The sequence below is a fragment of the Haladaptatus sp. HS23 genome (assembly GCF_056892285.1).
Genome location: NZ_JBXGLH010000007.1, coordinates 120330 through 133342, shown reverse-complemented (window position 1 = coordinate 133342; position 13013 = coordinate 120330). Strand labels below are relative to the sequence as shown.

At 62.3% G+C, this 13013-nt stretch carries 14 protein-coding genes; 10 read left to right on the top strand and 4 right to left on the bottom strand.

Going from position 1 to position 13013, the window contains the following annotated elements; all coding sequences use genetic code 11:
* Positions 1-90 precede the first annotated feature (90 nt).
* The 7 genes from AC1XDK_RS18760 to AC1XDK_RS18730 all read left to right on the top strand — a co-directional run bounded on the left by AC1XDK_RS18760 (position 91) and on the right by AC1XDK_RS18730 (position 7574).
* Positions 91-462, top strand: coding sequence for a helix-turn-helix domain-containing protein (locus tag AC1XDK_RS18760; RefSeq protein WP_483351490.1), 372 nt, complete (start codon positions 91-93; stop codon positions 460-462).
* Complete coding sequence (locus tag AC1XDK_RS18755; RefSeq protein ID WP_483351489.1) at positions 459-731, top strand: DUF7521 family protein; 273 nt, start codon at positions 459-461, stop codon at positions 729-731. The genes AC1XDK_RS18760 and AC1XDK_RS18755 overlap by 4 nt, the downstream gene beginning before the upstream one ends.
* 31 nt (positions 732-762) lie before the next feature.
* The gene (locus AC1XDK_RS18750; RefSeq protein WP_483351488.1) at positions 763-3126 is read left to right on the top strand and encodes an Eco57I restriction-modification methylase domain-containing protein; all 2364 of its coding nucleotides are present in this window, start codon (positions 763-765) and stop codon (positions 3124-3126) included.
* 112 nt (positions 3127-3238) lie between these two features.
* On the top strand, positions 3239-4234 hold the full coding sequence (locus AC1XDK_RS18745) for a cation diffusion facilitator family transporter (protein WP_483351487.1): 996 nt from the start codon (positions 3239-3241) through the stop codon (positions 4232-4234).
* A 43-nt stretch (positions 4235-4277) separates the two neighbouring features.
* Positions 4278-4427, top strand: a complete 150-nt coding sequence (locus tag AC1XDK_RS18740; RefSeq protein ID WP_483351486.1) for a hypothetical protein — start codon at positions 4278-4280, stop codon at positions 4425-4427.
* 123 nt (positions 4428-4550) lie between these two features.
* Positions 4551-6383, top strand: a complete 1833-nt coding sequence (locus AC1XDK_RS18735) for an SLC13 family permease (RefSeq protein ID WP_483351485.1) — start codon at positions 4551-4553, stop codon at positions 6381-6383.
* 120 nt (positions 6384-6503) lie between these two features.
* Positions 6504-7574 (top strand): glutamate-cysteine ligase family protein, encoded by a 1071-nt coding sequence (locus AC1XDK_RS18730; protein WP_483351484.1) that lies wholly within the window; start codon positions 6504-6506, stop codon positions 7572-7574.
* A gap of 8 nt (positions 7575-7582) precedes the next feature.
* Here AC1XDK_RS18730 and AC1XDK_RS18725 read toward each other — a convergent pair whose 3' ends face one another.
* Both AC1XDK_RS18725 and AC1XDK_RS18720 read right to left on the bottom strand, forming a co-directional pair.
* Positions 7583-8026: a DUF7979 domain-containing protein gene (locus tag AC1XDK_RS18725; RefSeq protein ID WP_483351483.1), complete on the bottom strand. Its 444-nt coding sequence runs from the start codon at positions 8024-8026 to the stop codon at positions 7583-7585.
* Between the two features lie 82 nt (positions 8027-8108).
* Positions 8109-8306 carry a hypothetical protein gene (locus AC1XDK_RS18720; protein ID WP_483351482.1) on the bottom strand — a complete coding sequence of 66 codons (198 nt, stop codon included), beginning with the start codon at positions 8304-8306 and terminating at the stop codon, positions 8109-8111.
* A 145-nt stretch (positions 8307-8451) separates the two neighbouring features.
* On the opposite strand from AC1XDK_RS18720, the gene AC1XDK_RS18715 reads away from it, so the two are divergent.
* Positions 8452-8727, top strand: coding sequence for a MarR family transcriptional regulator (locus AC1XDK_RS18715; protein ID WP_483351481.1), 276 nt, complete (start codon positions 8452-8454; stop codon positions 8725-8727).
* 24 nt (positions 8728-8751) lie between these two features.
* Here the strand turns inward: AC1XDK_RS18715 and AC1XDK_RS18710 are convergent, their stop codons facing one another.
* Positions 8752-8997 (bottom strand): hypothetical protein, encoded by a 246-nt coding sequence (locus tag AC1XDK_RS18710; protein WP_483351480.1) that lies wholly within the window; start codon positions 8995-8997, stop codon positions 8752-8754.
* Positions 8998-9047: 50 nt separating this feature from the next.
* Positions 9048-10115 carry a zinc-dependent alcohol dehydrogenase family protein gene (locus tag AC1XDK_RS18705; protein WP_483351479.1) on the bottom strand — a complete coding sequence of 356 codons (1068 nt, stop codon included), beginning with the start codon at positions 10113-10115 and terminating at the stop codon, positions 9048-9050.
* A 103-nt stretch (positions 10116-10218) separates the two neighbouring features.
* Here AC1XDK_RS18705 and AC1XDK_RS18700 point away from each other — a divergent pair, with 103 nt between their 5' ends.
* Positions 10219-11229, top strand: a complete 1011-nt coding sequence (locus AC1XDK_RS18700; RefSeq protein ID WP_483351478.1) for a YihY/virulence factor BrkB family protein — start codon at positions 10219-10221, stop codon at positions 11227-11229.
* A 61-nt stretch (positions 11230-11290) separates the two neighbouring features.
* On the top strand, positions 11291-12556 hold the full coding sequence (tuf, locus tag AC1XDK_RS18695; protein WP_483351477.1) for a translation elongation factor EF-1 subunit alpha: 1266 nt from the start codon (positions 11291-11293) through the stop codon (positions 12554-12556).
* The last annotated feature ends 457 nt before the right edge of the window (positions 12557-13013 follow it).

Here is a 13013-nt window from a genome sequence, read left to right as displayed (position 1 = left end):
CCGTCCTCCGTTTTTCGATGATTCTCGCTCGACGGGAACGCTCAGAGTAGTCGAACCAATTATGTGCCGAGCAACGAAAGGTGGGGTCGAATGGTGCGGGATTTGGCAGACGATGCGCCCGAATTACAGGACATCCTCGACGCCCTGGACGACCCCGCATGCCGACGAATAATCATGGAATTACGCGCCCCGATGACAGCGCGGGAAATCGCCGACGCGACGGACATCCCGCTCTCGACGCTCTACCGAAAGCTCGACATGCTAAGCGAAGCCTCGCTCGTCGACGAACGAACCGAGATTCGTGAGGACGGCCATCACACATCCCGGTACCGAATCACGGTGGAGTCGGTCAACATCTCGCTGACCGACGATAGCGAGTTCGAGGTGACGATAGACCGACCACCGGAGACGACCGACGAACGCCTCGAACGGCTGTGGACGGAGGTTAGAAAGGAGACATGAACGTCACCGTCATCGTCATCGCGCTCAAAACCCTCACGCTCGTCCTCGGCGGACTGATAACGTACTTCGCCGTCAAAGCGTACCGGCGAACCGGTTCCCCGGCACTCAGGTCGCTCGCCATCGGTTTCGGCGTCGTTACCCTCGGAGCCCTTCTGGCCGGATTAGCGGACCAAGCGTTCAACGTGAACCGGGATTTCGTCCTCGTCATCGAGAGTACGCTAACCGCTCTCGGATTCGCCGCCATCGCCTACTCGCTCTACGCGGAGTAAACTTATCCCGCTGGCGGAAGTTTTGAAAGCAATGAACGGAGACCGTGGAGCGACCGCAGACTCTACGGAATCGTTGGACGAAACCGTCCGGCAGACCCTCGAACTTCTCATCGGCGAACGCCTCGAAACGACCGACCCGACGGCCGACGAGCTGGAATCTGCATTCGATGCGGCCCTCCTCTCTACCTTCGAACGTCTCGTCGCCGAGTTCGCCGCGGCACGCGGCCACGACCGACCGCCGTTCGCGACCGGTCCCGAACTGCGGGACGAACGGACGCAGCGGGACTCGCCCTCGACGGACACGAACGAACGGGTTGACGAACGCCTCGGAACGTTCGAATACGACGCGCTCTCGTTCCAACAGGTGGGCGGCGTGTACGAACGGTCGCTCGATTACGAACCCGAGGTGGGGGACGACGGAGTTCACCTCACGGACGAGGCGACGCGGCGGGCGTCGGTCGGCGCGTACTACACGCCGACCGAGGTGGTCGAGTACGCCGTCTCCCGGGCGCTCGATGGAAACGAATCCGACGGCGAAACCCGCGTTCTCGACCCGGCGATGGGGAGCGGAAACTTCCTGACCTGCGCCATCGACCGAGTGGCCGAATCGCGTGACGGACCGGTCGACGAGGCCCGGCGATACGCCGCGGAGAACCTCGTGTTCGGCGTGGACGTGGACCCGTTAGCGATCGAACTCGCGCGGTCGGCCGTCTGGTTCGAAACCGGTGTCTGGCCCGACGATTCCCTCGTCGTCGGCGACGCGCTCGCGCCAGACCCCGAATGGATGGATGGGATGGGGTTCGACGGGGAGCGATTCGACGCGGTAGTCGGTAACCCCCCTTACGTCCGAAGCCGACACCTTTCGGCGGAGCGAAAAGCCGACCTTCGAGAACGGTTCGAGACCGTACGCGGCGCGTTCGACCTCTACGTTCCGTTCGTCGAGCGCATGGCGTCCTTCGGCGGTCGGGTGTCCTGTATCGTCCCGAACAAGTGGACGACGGCGCGGTACGGCCGCACCCTCCGTGACCACCTCCTCGACCGGCATCGGGTGGTAGAACTGCTCGACGTATCCACCGCCTCTGTGTTCGCCGACGCAAGCGTCTATCCGTTGGTCCTGACCTTCGACTCCGGTGGCGGGCCGACCACGGAGATACCGATTCGGCAGTCGAAATCGAAGGACGAAACGGTGGAAACAGCGGAAACAGTGCTCTCGCGCTCGTTCGTGAACGCGGTGGGGGACCGGGTGATTCCCGTCGGTATCGACCCGGCGTTCGCGTCCCTGGCCGAGCGACTCGTACGGGAATTCGACGAACTCGGGACACACGTCAGCATGACGGAGGGAATCCACACGGGCAACGTTCGCGAGAAGCTCGTCGTGAACGAATCCGGCCCGGACTGCGAGCGGGTCGTCGGCGGCGCTGACGTCTCGCGCTACCGAATCGAATGGAGCGGCGACTGGATTCGGTTCGACCCGTCGCTCATCGGCGACGGCGAGTACGGCGCGCTGCGCGACCGAACGGTGTTCGACGACGAGAAGCTACTCCTTCGGGACATCAGCGAACGCCCCGTCGCGGCGTACGACGACGACGGAATGTACGCGCTCAACACGCTCTACAGCGTCCAGTCCCGCCCGCGCTCCGACTTGCCGCTTCGCTATCTCCTCGGCGTCATCAACGCCACCGCGTCGGCGTGCTGGTTTCAGCAAGTGTACGGCGGTACGCACGTCAGCGGCGGCTATCTCCGGCTCAAACCGATGTTCGCCAGCCAGTTACCGGTTCCCGATGAGGACGACCACGACGAACTGGTCGCGCTGACGAAGCGGTCCGAACGATTGCGCTCGGCGCGTGCCGACCTCGAAATCGAGTTACCGAAGGGAGACGACGGCCCGCGACTCGGGGACATCTCCCGGCGGGTCGATACCGATTCGTTGTTGACCGAGACGGCGGCAACCAGAGACGCGCTTCGTCTCGGCGACGTGAGCGTCGAAAGTCGAGCGGGAGAGCTCGTCTTTTGGGCGACGGCGCGCTACCGGCCCGCGGAAGAGTGTGCGACCGATTCGTGGGGGTTCACGGCGACGGGACCGATTCGAGCGCTCGTGGTCAAGGGTGACGAGTTGGCCACGTGGGACGACGTACTCAGGTGGTACGTGCCGCGTCTGGTGGCGAGCGACGGCTTTACCGAGGAAGCGAGGAAAACCATCTCGCCGCTCGACCGACTCGAATCCGTTCGTCTGCCGTCGTTCGAACCCGCGGCGGCGTTCGTGGAGGCGTGCCGGTCGGCGGCGCAATTAGATGCGAAAATCGCGCGAATGGACGCCGAAATCGACCAACACGTCTATCAGGCATACGGGCTCTCCGCCGACGAAATCGAATTGGTAGAACGACTCGTGGAGTGACCGATGGTCGCGACCCATTATTAACGTGCATCCGAGATATTACTAGAGAATACTATTCTACCCCGGATGACTGACAGGGGAATTAATACCCGAGAAGGCGCTCCGTTCTCACATGAGCGACCACTCGCACGGTCATGGACACGACCATGACCACGATGGTCATAATCACGACCACGGCCACAGCCACGGTCACGGACACGACCACGGCGGGTCCGGGAACCGACGGGCGTTGAAAATCGCGCTCGTCATCAACACCGCGTTCTTCGTCGTGGAAATCGCGGGGGCGTTGTACGCCAACTCGCTCACGCTCTTCGCCGACGCCGCACACATGCTCACGGACTCGGCGAGCATCCTCCTCGCGCTCTTCGCCGCGTGGATTGCGACGCTCGACGCGGACTCGAAGCGCACCTACGGCTACCAGCGCGCCGAGATTCTCGCTGCGCTGGCGAACGGCGTCTTCCTCGTGCTAATCGTCGTCTACGTCGCCTACGAGGCGGTGATGCGGTTCCAGAACCCACAGGACGTGAAGGCGCTCCCGACCATCGTCGTGGGTATCGTGGGCCTCGGCGCGAACCTCGCCGGGGCCTACGTCCTCCACGGTGGCCGGGACAGCCTCAACGTCGAGGGCGTTTACCTCCACCTGCTGACCGACGCCGCCGGAAGCCTCGCCGCCATCGCGTTGGGTGTCGGATTGTACGTCTCCGACCTTTACGTCCTCGACCCGATTTTCAGCCTCGTCATCGCCGCGCTCGTCCTGTACTCCGCGAAGGACCTCCTCATCGAGAGCGTCAACATCCTCCTGCAAGGGACCCCCTCCCGCATCGACGTGGACGACATCACCGGGACGCTTACCGACCTCGACGGGACGGTCGGCGTCCACGACGTACACGTCTGGGCGCTCACCAACCGCAGTTTGGCCTGTAGCGCCCACGTCGTCGTCGCGGACGACGCGGACCGCGACGCGGTTCTCGATGCCGCACGTCACGCGCTCAGCGAACGACACGACATCGGCCACGCCACCATTCAAATCGAGTCCGAGAGCGGCGACTGCGAAACCGCCGACTTCGACTGTTATCCGGCGAACGACGGCGGTCACGTCGCCGATTGAAAAGAACGAGGCGGGAACCGGAACCGAAACGCGATACTCGTGCGTGAAGTTACCTCAGAAATTCCCGGAGACGACCGAGAAGACGACGAACGCGGTGACACCGGCGAACGAGGGTGTGGCGAACCACGCCGAGACGACGCGCTTCGTGACCCCTTTGTCGTACGAAGGTGGCGGTGGCGAGACCGACCGTTGAGAGAAGGGAAAGAGCCATGTAATAATTCACATGGATACGACTAAAAGGCTTTTTGGACGTTTTTCGATGGTTTCTCATAAGTTATCGGCAACCTTTTTTAGGGCAAAATCCGTACACTGGGACATGATGCAGACCGGGTTGGCGGGTGTGACGACGGACATGCTGGTGGTGTTCGCCATCGTCGTCCTCGCGCTGGTGTTCTTCGCGACTGAGTTGCTTCCCGTGGACGTGACCGCGATTTTAGTCATGGTCACGCTGATGGTACTCGAACCGTGGACCGGAATCAGCACGACCGAGGGAATCGCCGGGTTCGCCAACGAAGCTACCATTACCGTGCTGGCGATGCTCATCCTCAGCGCGGGCGTCAGCCAGACCGGGGTCGTCCAGTTGCTCGGCAGTCGCCTCGCCGAGTTCGCCGGAACGGACCTCAGAAAACAGCTGTTCGCCACCATCGGCGTCGCCGGACCCGCGTCCGGGTTCGTGAACAACACGCCCGTCGTGGCGATTCTCGTCCCGGTCATCACGGACCTCGCACACGAGGGAAAAACCTCGCCGTCGAAGCTCCTCATCCCGCTCTCGTACGCCTCGATGCTCGGCGGAATGCTCACGCTCATCGGCACCTCGACCAACATCCTCGCCAGCAACGTCGCGGGGCGACTCGCCGAGCGGACCGGCAACCCGCAACTCCACGCCTTCTCGATGTTCGAGTTCACGGGACTCGGCCTCATCGTTCTCGTGGTCGGCGGCCTCTACCTGCTGTTCGTCGGCCACCGACTCCTCCCCGAACGCGTCCCACCGGAAGAGGATTACATCGAGGAGTACGACATGGAGGACTACCTCACGGAAGTGCAAGTGGCCGAGGGGTCGCCGTTCGTGGGACAAACGGTCGAAGCCGCCATCGACGAGGCGGTGTTCGACGCCGAAATCATCCAGTTGGTCCGGGGCGACGAGACGTTCATCGAACCCATCGGCCAGAAGACGATTCGGGCCGATGACGTGCTCACGCTTCGAATCGACAAGCCGACCCTCAAAACGCTCACGACGACGGAACACCTGACGCTCGTCGGGACGCCGACAGAAGCGGAAATCGACCCCGGGGAGGAACAGACGTTGGTCGAAGTCGTCATTCCCTCCGGGTCCGCGCTCGTGGGCGAGACGCTGTCGAGTTCGACGTTCCGCGAGCGCTACAACGCGGCGGTGCTCGCGTTCCGCAGTCGCGGGGAAGTCATCCACGAGCGACCCGAACAGGTGACGATTCGGGTCGGCGACACCCTCCTCGTCCAAGCGTCGGCGGACAGCATCGACCGACTCGCGGCGAACCGGGACTTCATCGTGGCCCACCAAGTCAGCGACCCGGACTACCGTACGGAGAAGATTCCGGCGGCGCTCGCCGTCATCGTCGGCGTCGTCTCGCTCGCCGCGCTCGGGATTTTCCCGATTCTCGTCACGGCGCTCGGCGGCGTAGTCGCCATGGTCGCGACCGGTGTCCTGAAACCCGGCAAGTTGTACGATTCGGTCGAGTGGAACGTCATCTTCCTGTTAGCGGGCGTCATCCCGCTCGGCGTCGCCCTCGAAAACTCCGGCGGCGCGGAACTCCTCGGCGGCCTCGTCGCGGCCAGCGCGAACTACCTCCCGGTCGTGGCGGTCCTCTGGATATTCTACATCGCCACGGGACTCATCACGGAGGTCATCAGCAACAACGCGAGCGTCGTGCTGATGATTCCCGTCGCCGTCGAAGCCTCGGCCCGAATCGGCGCGAACGCGTTCGCGTTCGTTCTCGCAGTGACGTTCGCCGCTTCGACGTCGTTCCTCGGACCGGTCGGCTACCAGACTAATCTGTTCGTTTACGGACCGGGGGGATACAAGTTCACGGATTACTTCCGTATCGGCGCGCCGCTCCAGTTACTCCTGTCGGTTGTGACTGTGGCAGGAATCGTGGCGTTCTGGGGACTCTGACATGAAATAATTCTCGTAACTTATTAGAATGTAAACGACGTACTATAACTATCGTTCGATGACGTTCGCAATGCGGGGTTCTGTTGCGACGGCGTTTCGTCATCGACCGGGGGGAGATGGATGAAAATAGGATTGGAAGCCGAATATTGGGTTATCGACGAATCGGGAGAGTTAGCGACCGAAACGGACGACCTCGCCACCGTAAGCGACTACGTCGTCCCCGAGTTCGTCGCGCCACTGATAGAGGTGCAAACGCCGCCCGTATCGAGTATGGCGGAGCTACGGCGCGAATTCGGATCGGTTCTCGAAGCCGTCCGTGACGAAGCGGACGAACAAGGGTTGGCACTCGTTCCGCTCGGGACGCCGCTGGCCCGCGAATCGCTCGACATCACGAGCGAGCGCGGACGGCTGTTGGAACGGATGTACGGCGACGACATGGAGTACGCGATGAACTGCGCGGGGACGCACGTTCACTTCGACAAGACGGACGTCGTACGACAGTTGAACCTGTTGACGGCGCTCGACCCCGCGCTCGCGTTGGTCTGCTCCTCGCCGTACTACAACGGAAGCAAGCTGGCCTGTTCGTCGCGTGCGGCGGTGTATCGGTACGAATCGCACTCGACGTTCGCCCGCTACCGCGACCTGTGGGATTACGTCGAAAGCGAGGACCAGTGGGAGGCGCGAATCGACGAGCAGTACACCATCCTGCAGATCATCGCACGGGAGCGCGGTATCGACATCGGGACGTTCACCGACCACTTCCAGCGGGAGGACGCGGTGTTGACGCCGGTGCGACTCCGCCACCGTTCGCCGACGGTCGAATGGCGCGCGCCGGACACCGCGCTGCCGACCGAAATCGTCCGGCTCGTGGGGGAAGTGACGGAACTCATGGAGCAGACGGCGTACAAGGACGTCGTCGTGGGGGAAACCGGGATTCGTTCGACGGAGATAGGCGTCCCGCCGTTCCCGGAACTGCGCGGTCTCAGCACCGCGGCCATCAGCGAGGGTATCGGGTCGCTTCGCGTGCAGGAGTATCTGACGACGATGGGATTCGACGTGACGCGGTACCACCCGGTTTCGGAGCAGATAGAGGCGGGATGGACCCTGCCACACGAGGAAGCCCTCCGTCTCAGGCGCGAGTTCGCCGACGCCCTGTGGGAGGACATCGACGAAATGAACCGCACCGCGTGAGGACCGATTTAGTTCTTGTTCGGGCGGAACCCGGAGAGCACGTCGAGCCACGAGATGAAGATGAACGCCCCGATGACGGCGGCCATCGTGCCGCCGAACAGGGTCGCCATCCGTTCCGTGATGTGTTCGCGTTCGGAGATGGAAAGGGCGTACACCTGCTCGCCGTCGATGACGAACGAATGGTCTTCGAGCGCCTCCGGCGGGTCGTCCGACAGCTGATACGACCCGTGAATTTTCGCGCGACCGAAGGCGACCCGTGCGTCGCTCGATAGTCTTCCGTATTCCACCGACGAGGAGCGGACGCCGGGGTCGTTTTTCTCCGCCTTCTCTAGCGAGAGCGTGTACGTCGTCGTGCTTTGCGGTGGCTGGATGAGCGCGTAGCCGGAAAGACCGAGGCCGACTAACAGCATGAGCGTCGCGAGCGCCTGAATCAGAAAGCTGTCGAACCGCATTCGATATTCGTTGTCGTGCGGCGGGGGATGTAAAGCGTTTCCATCGGACGTAGGAAGAAAGAAAGCGGTCGGTCGAAGTCGGTTACCGGCGCGACGGGAGAACGTCCTGAATCGGATACAGGTCCTCGTGGATTCCCGCACCGTCACAGTCCTCGTTCGGACACCGATAGTGCCATCCGTCATCCGTCGCGGCGTTGGCATCGAAGCGCTCCCCACATTCCTGGCAGAACAGTCGGTCCATCTCACCGGACCGCGTTTTGCTTGCGAGTTCAGGCTGCATACTCGTATATCCACAGCCATCCATGAAAGAACCTACGTTTTTCCGGTGACAGGTGTGTCAGTCCGTACCGTCGGGTGACATGCATGATACCGGGTTACCGCACAGTTAGCGAGCGGTTTAGTGGGTGGATTCCCTTGGACCGTGTATGGAGAAGCAAACCCTGACTTGCCTGTGTGAGCTACCGCCAAGCGCGAAGCTCGTGTTCAAAGTGCTGGAGTACAGCGGTGCCCACACGCAGAAGGAAATCGTGGAGCGGTCACGGCTTTCGGCGCGAACTGTCAGGAGCGCACTGGAGAACCTAACGGACATCGGTGCCGTCACGGAGGAAGTGTACATCCCCGACGCTCGACAGCGGCTCTATCGGTTGGACGACACGGGCGACTGGGAGCAAGTGAACTGTCTGAACGAAGTACCCGTCTGAATCGAGCGACAGTCCGAACGACCGCTATTTCTCCGCGAACCGAGTGACTGGACGCTCCACATCGTCGTTGTCGCCGGCTACCGTCCAGATGCCCGAGCCGAGAAGCGACAGCGGCGCGACGACCAACAGCAACCAACCGCCCGGCCCGGCATCCGCCGTCAACGCCGCGTCGATGAGGACGAACGCGATGAACGGCGTCGCCAGCAACAGGAGGCCGATACCGATTGCGCGCGGAATCGAAAGCCCGCCAGTGGAACCGTCCGGAGACATACCGACGGATTAGTGTCCGAGTAAATAGTTGTTTTTGAGAGGAACACTAACTACGGAGACGCCGAGAAGTCCACGACTTCGATGCCGGACGTTTCGAAGTCGTTCATCGCGGCGAGGCGGTCGGGAACCTCGGCCAGCGGGACGGTGTTCGTCACGAGTTTGCCGGGCGAGAGCGTCCCTCGGTCGAGCATCCGGAGCAGTTCGTCGTATCTGGAGGGCGGCATCCCGCGCGACCCGAGGAACGTGATTTCGCGCATCGTCATCGCGTCCGTCGGGAGAGTGACCTCGCCCCGCTCCTCGTCCGTCGTCAATCCGAGTTGGACGTGCTGGCCGCGCGGGCGGAGACAGTCGATGGAGTTGCGACAGGTCTCGGCGATTCCGAGCGCGTCGACGGAGACGTTCGCTCCGCCGACGCGGGCGTCAATCACGGTCGGAACGTCGGTGTCCGAATCGACGAGAAGCGTCTCGTCAGCGCCGAGGTCCCGCGCCGCGGCGAGTTTGTCGTCGTCCAAATCGACGGCGATGACGTTCGCGCCGAGGGCGTCGGCGACGTGAACCGCCGAGAGTCCGACGCCGCCACAACCGTGGACCGCGACCCAGTCGCCCGGCGTCAGGTCCGCGCGGTGGGCGAGTGCGTGGTACGCCGTAACGAACCGACAGCCCAACCCGGCCATCTCGACGGGAGAGACGGATTCGGGAAGTGCCACCGCGTTGTAGTCGGCGTACGGAACGTGGACCCGTTCCGCGAACGCGCCCGGCGCAGCCTCCTCGAAACCGAGGGCGATGCCGTGTTCACAGACGTTCCCGTGGCCGTTTTGGCAGTATCCACAGTGGCCCCGACCGAGGTTGAACGGGACCGCGATTCGGTCGCCCGCTTCGATGTCCCGTACCTGTTCACCGACCGCGACGGCCCGTCCGGCGGGTTCGTGGCCGAGGATTTGCCCGATTGGCACTCGGTCGTCGGCCCACTCGCCGTGACCCTGCCACGCGTGCCAGTCGCTTCGACAGATACCACAGGCCTCGGTTTCGATGACGACGCCGTGTGGGTCGGGCGTCGGTTCCGGCACCTCCTCGATGGAGAGCGGTTCGCCGTACTCGCGCAACACAGCGGCTTTCATACGCGAACGTCGGCCGTCGTCGGCTTAAAACGGTGGGAGGGGGAAGCGGAGAACGACGCGGAACACGGTTGGAACTTTTAACCTCGCTCACCATACACCGGGTATGAACCCTCGACTCCGGCGCGTCGTCTCGTTAGGGCGGGACATCGTGCGGGAAGTACGCGAGGAGAACATCAAGTTCATGGCGGGAAGCATCGCCTATCACTCCTTCGTCTCCCTGCTTCCCGTCCTCCTGCTGTTGACGGTCATCGTGTCCACGGTGGGGAGCGACACCCTCGCGAGGCAGTTGGTTCGGGATATCGGATCGTATCTCCCGGCGAGCGCCAACATCTTCCTGCAAAACGCGATTTCGGGCGCGCCGTCGCCGGGCGACTCGTTCGTCGTCGTCGCCGTGCTTCTCTGGGGAACGTTTCGAATCTTTCGGGCGCTCGACGCCGCGTTCGCAGACATCTACGACGTGGAGCGCAAGACGTCGTTCGAGGAAGAGGTCAAAGACGGGGTCGTCGTCCTCGTCGCGCTCGTCCTCGTCGTCGTCACCATCGGCGTGACCAGCGCGACGGTTTCGACGCCACAGGGGTTGCCCTTCGACGACTATCTGGTCGAAGGGTTGTCGGTACTCGTCCTCGGAATCGCGTTCCTCCCCATGTACTACGTGTTCCCGAACATCGACGTCGGGTTCGGCGAAGTCCTCCCCGGCGTCGCCATCGCGGCCATCGGTTGGCAGGCCCTGCACTCCGTGTTTCACATGTACGCTCAAATCTCGGCGTACAACACGAGCCTCTACGGGACCATCGGGAACCTGCTCCTCGTCATCGTCTGGCTGTACGTCGGCAGTTTCGTCGTCCTGTTCGGCGCGGCGGTCAACGCCGTCCTCGCCGGGAGGACCGGAGACGCCTCCGAGAGCGACCCCGAGCGCGAGTCGACGGCGGAGGAAACGGATAACAGGATGGAAATCACCGAGGCGGTGGCGAACGGTGGCGTGGAAGACGAAGGGGAGTTCGGCGCGGCCCTCCATCGACTGACGACGCGAGCACGGAAAGAGGGCCTTTCCGCGGCGGAAGTTCGTCGCCAGTTACGGCGCGAAATCGCGGAAATCGAGCGAAGCAGGGAGTAGAAAACGGCACAACTGTTTTCCTCATTCGTCTCGATACGTACTCGGTACGGGGGAATGGGGTATGCCAGACAAACCACACCAGAACTTGGCCATCATCGGCCACGTAGACCACGGAAAATCGACCTTAGTCGGGAGGCTCCTCTTCGAGACGGGGAGCGTTCCGGAACACGTCATCGAACAGCACAAACGAGAAGCCGAGGAGAAGGGGAAAGGCGGGTTCGAGTTCGCCTACGTGATGGACAACCTCGCGGAGGAGCGGGAACGCGGCGTCACCATCGACATCGCCCATCAGGAGTTCGACACCGACGAGTACTACTTCACCATCGTCGATACGCCGGGACACCGCGACTTCGTGAAAAACATGATCACGGGCGCGAGCCAAGCCGACAACGCGGTTCTCGTCGTTGCCGCAGACGACGGTGTCGCGCCGCAGACCCAGGAACACGTCTTCCTCGCGCGCACCTTGGGCATCAACGAACTCATCGTCGCGGTCAACAAGATGGACTCGGTCAATTACGACGAGGACCGCTACCGCGAGGTCGTAGACGAGGTGACGAAACTCCTGAATCAAGTCCGATTCGATACGGAGGACGCCTCGTTCATCCCGATGTCGGCGCTCGCGGGGGACAACGTCGTCGACCACAGCGACGAGATGTCGTGGTACGACGGAAAGACTGTCCTCGAAGCGCTGAACGACCTGCCGATGCCGGAACCGCCGACCGACGCGCCGCTTCGCCTGCCGATTCAGGACGTGTACACGATTTCGGGCATCGGAACCGTCCCGGTCGGACGCGTCGAGACGGGGATGTTGAACATCGGTGAGTCGGTTTCCTTCCAACCGAGCGACGTGACCGGCGAGGTGAAGACCATCGAGATGCACCACGAGGAGGTCCCGGAAGCGGGACCGGGCGACAACGTGGGGTTCAACGTCCGCGGGGTCGGTAAAAACGATATCCGACGAGGGGACGTCGCGGGACCGGCGGACGACCCGCCGAAGGTCGCGGACACCTTCACGGCCCAAATCGTCGTGATGCAACACCCCTCGGTCATCACTGCGGGATACACGCCGGTGTTCCACGCACACACCGCACAGGACGCCTGCACCATCGAGTCCATCGACCAGAAGATAGACCCATCCAGCGGCGAAGTCGTGGAGGAAAACCCCGACTACATCCAGAGCGGCGATGCGGCCATCGTGACCGTCAGACCGCAGAAACCGCTCTCCATCGAACCGTCCTCGGAGATTCCCGAACTCGGCAGTTTCGCGGTTCGGGACATGGGCCAAACCATCGCGGCGGGCCGGGTATTGGAAGTGAACGAGCGGTAGCGGGAGACGGCGCGGGCAGGACGCGGTTCGAACCGCTGTTTTTCGAGGGACGACGATTCGAAGCGGGGCCGCATCTCGGTGGGAACGGAGAGACGAGCGCGTGGGATTCGAGATAGAGTCCGGCCAGCGACGGCGAACTACACTGCCCAGCGGAGAATCCGACGCCGAATAGCGAGTATTTGAAAATTATTCCGCAATAGATTCGACATTCGAACAGTTTTTAGAGAAAGTGGACAGCATATGAGATTCTATGATCCGATTTTTACCACAAGAACTAAATAGTAATCGGGCCGTTGTAGAATATGCTATGACATACCAAAAGGGAGGGGACGAATAAGATTCGACGCCGCATCCGAAGTAATCACGGCTTTGCGCCTGTCAAAATCTACAGCTCTGTGTCTGGTTCGGTGCATCACTCAATGCATCTACCGTTTTCAGTTACCATCCGTCAATTCCT

Bases quoted from the DNA above. Each gene is read 5' to 3' on its own strand.
- AC1XDK_RS18760 (WP_483351490.1), top strand. From the start codon at position 91: ATGGTGCGGGATTTGGCAGACGATGCGCCCGAATTACAGGACATCCTC.
- AC1XDK_RS18745 (WP_483351487.1), top strand. From the start codon at position 3,239: ATGAGCGACCACTCGCACGGTCATGGACACGACCATGACCACGATGGT.
- AC1XDK_RS18725 (WP_483351483.1), bottom strand. From the start codon at position 8,026: ATGCGGTTCGACAGCTTTCTGATTCAGGCGCTCGCGACGCTCATGCTG.
- AC1XDK_RS18750 (WP_483351488.1), top strand. From the start codon at position 763: ATGAACGGAGACCGTGGAGCGACCGCAGACTCTACGGAATCGTTGGAC.
- AC1XDK_RS18735 (WP_483351485.1), top strand. From the start codon at position 4,551: ATGATGCAGACCGGGTTGGCGGGTGTGACGACGGACATGCTGGTGGTG.
- AC1XDK_RS18700 (WP_483351478.1), top strand. From the start codon at position 10,219: ATGAACCCTCGACTCCGGCGCGTCGTCTCGTTAGGGCGGGACATCGTG.
- tuf (WP_483351477.1), top strand. From the start codon at position 11,291: ATGCCAGACAAACCACACCAGAACTTGGCCATCATCGGCCACGTAGAC.
- AC1XDK_RS18705 (WP_483351479.1), bottom strand. From the start codon at position 10,115: ATGAAAGCCGCTGTGTTGCGCGAGTACGGCGAACCGCTCTCCATCGAG.
- AC1XDK_RS18720 (WP_483351482.1), bottom strand. From the start codon at position 8,306: ATGCAGCCTGAACTCGCAAGCAAAACGCGGTCCGGTGAGATGGACCGA.
- AC1XDK_RS18710 (WP_483351480.1), bottom strand. From the start codon at position 8,997: ATGTCTCCGGACGGTTCCACTGGCGGGCTTTCGATTCCGCGCGCAATC.
- AC1XDK_RS18755 (WP_483351489.1), top strand. From the start codon at position 459: ATGAACGTCACCGTCATCGTCATCGCGCTCAAAACCCTCACGCTCGTC.
- AC1XDK_RS18730 (WP_483351484.1), top strand. From the start codon at position 6,504: ATGAAAATAGGATTGGAAGCCGAATATTGGGTTATCGACGAATCGGGA.
- AC1XDK_RS18715 (WP_483351481.1), top strand. From the start codon at position 8,452: ATGGAGAAGCAAACCCTGACTTGCCTGTGTGAGCTACCGCCAAGCGCG.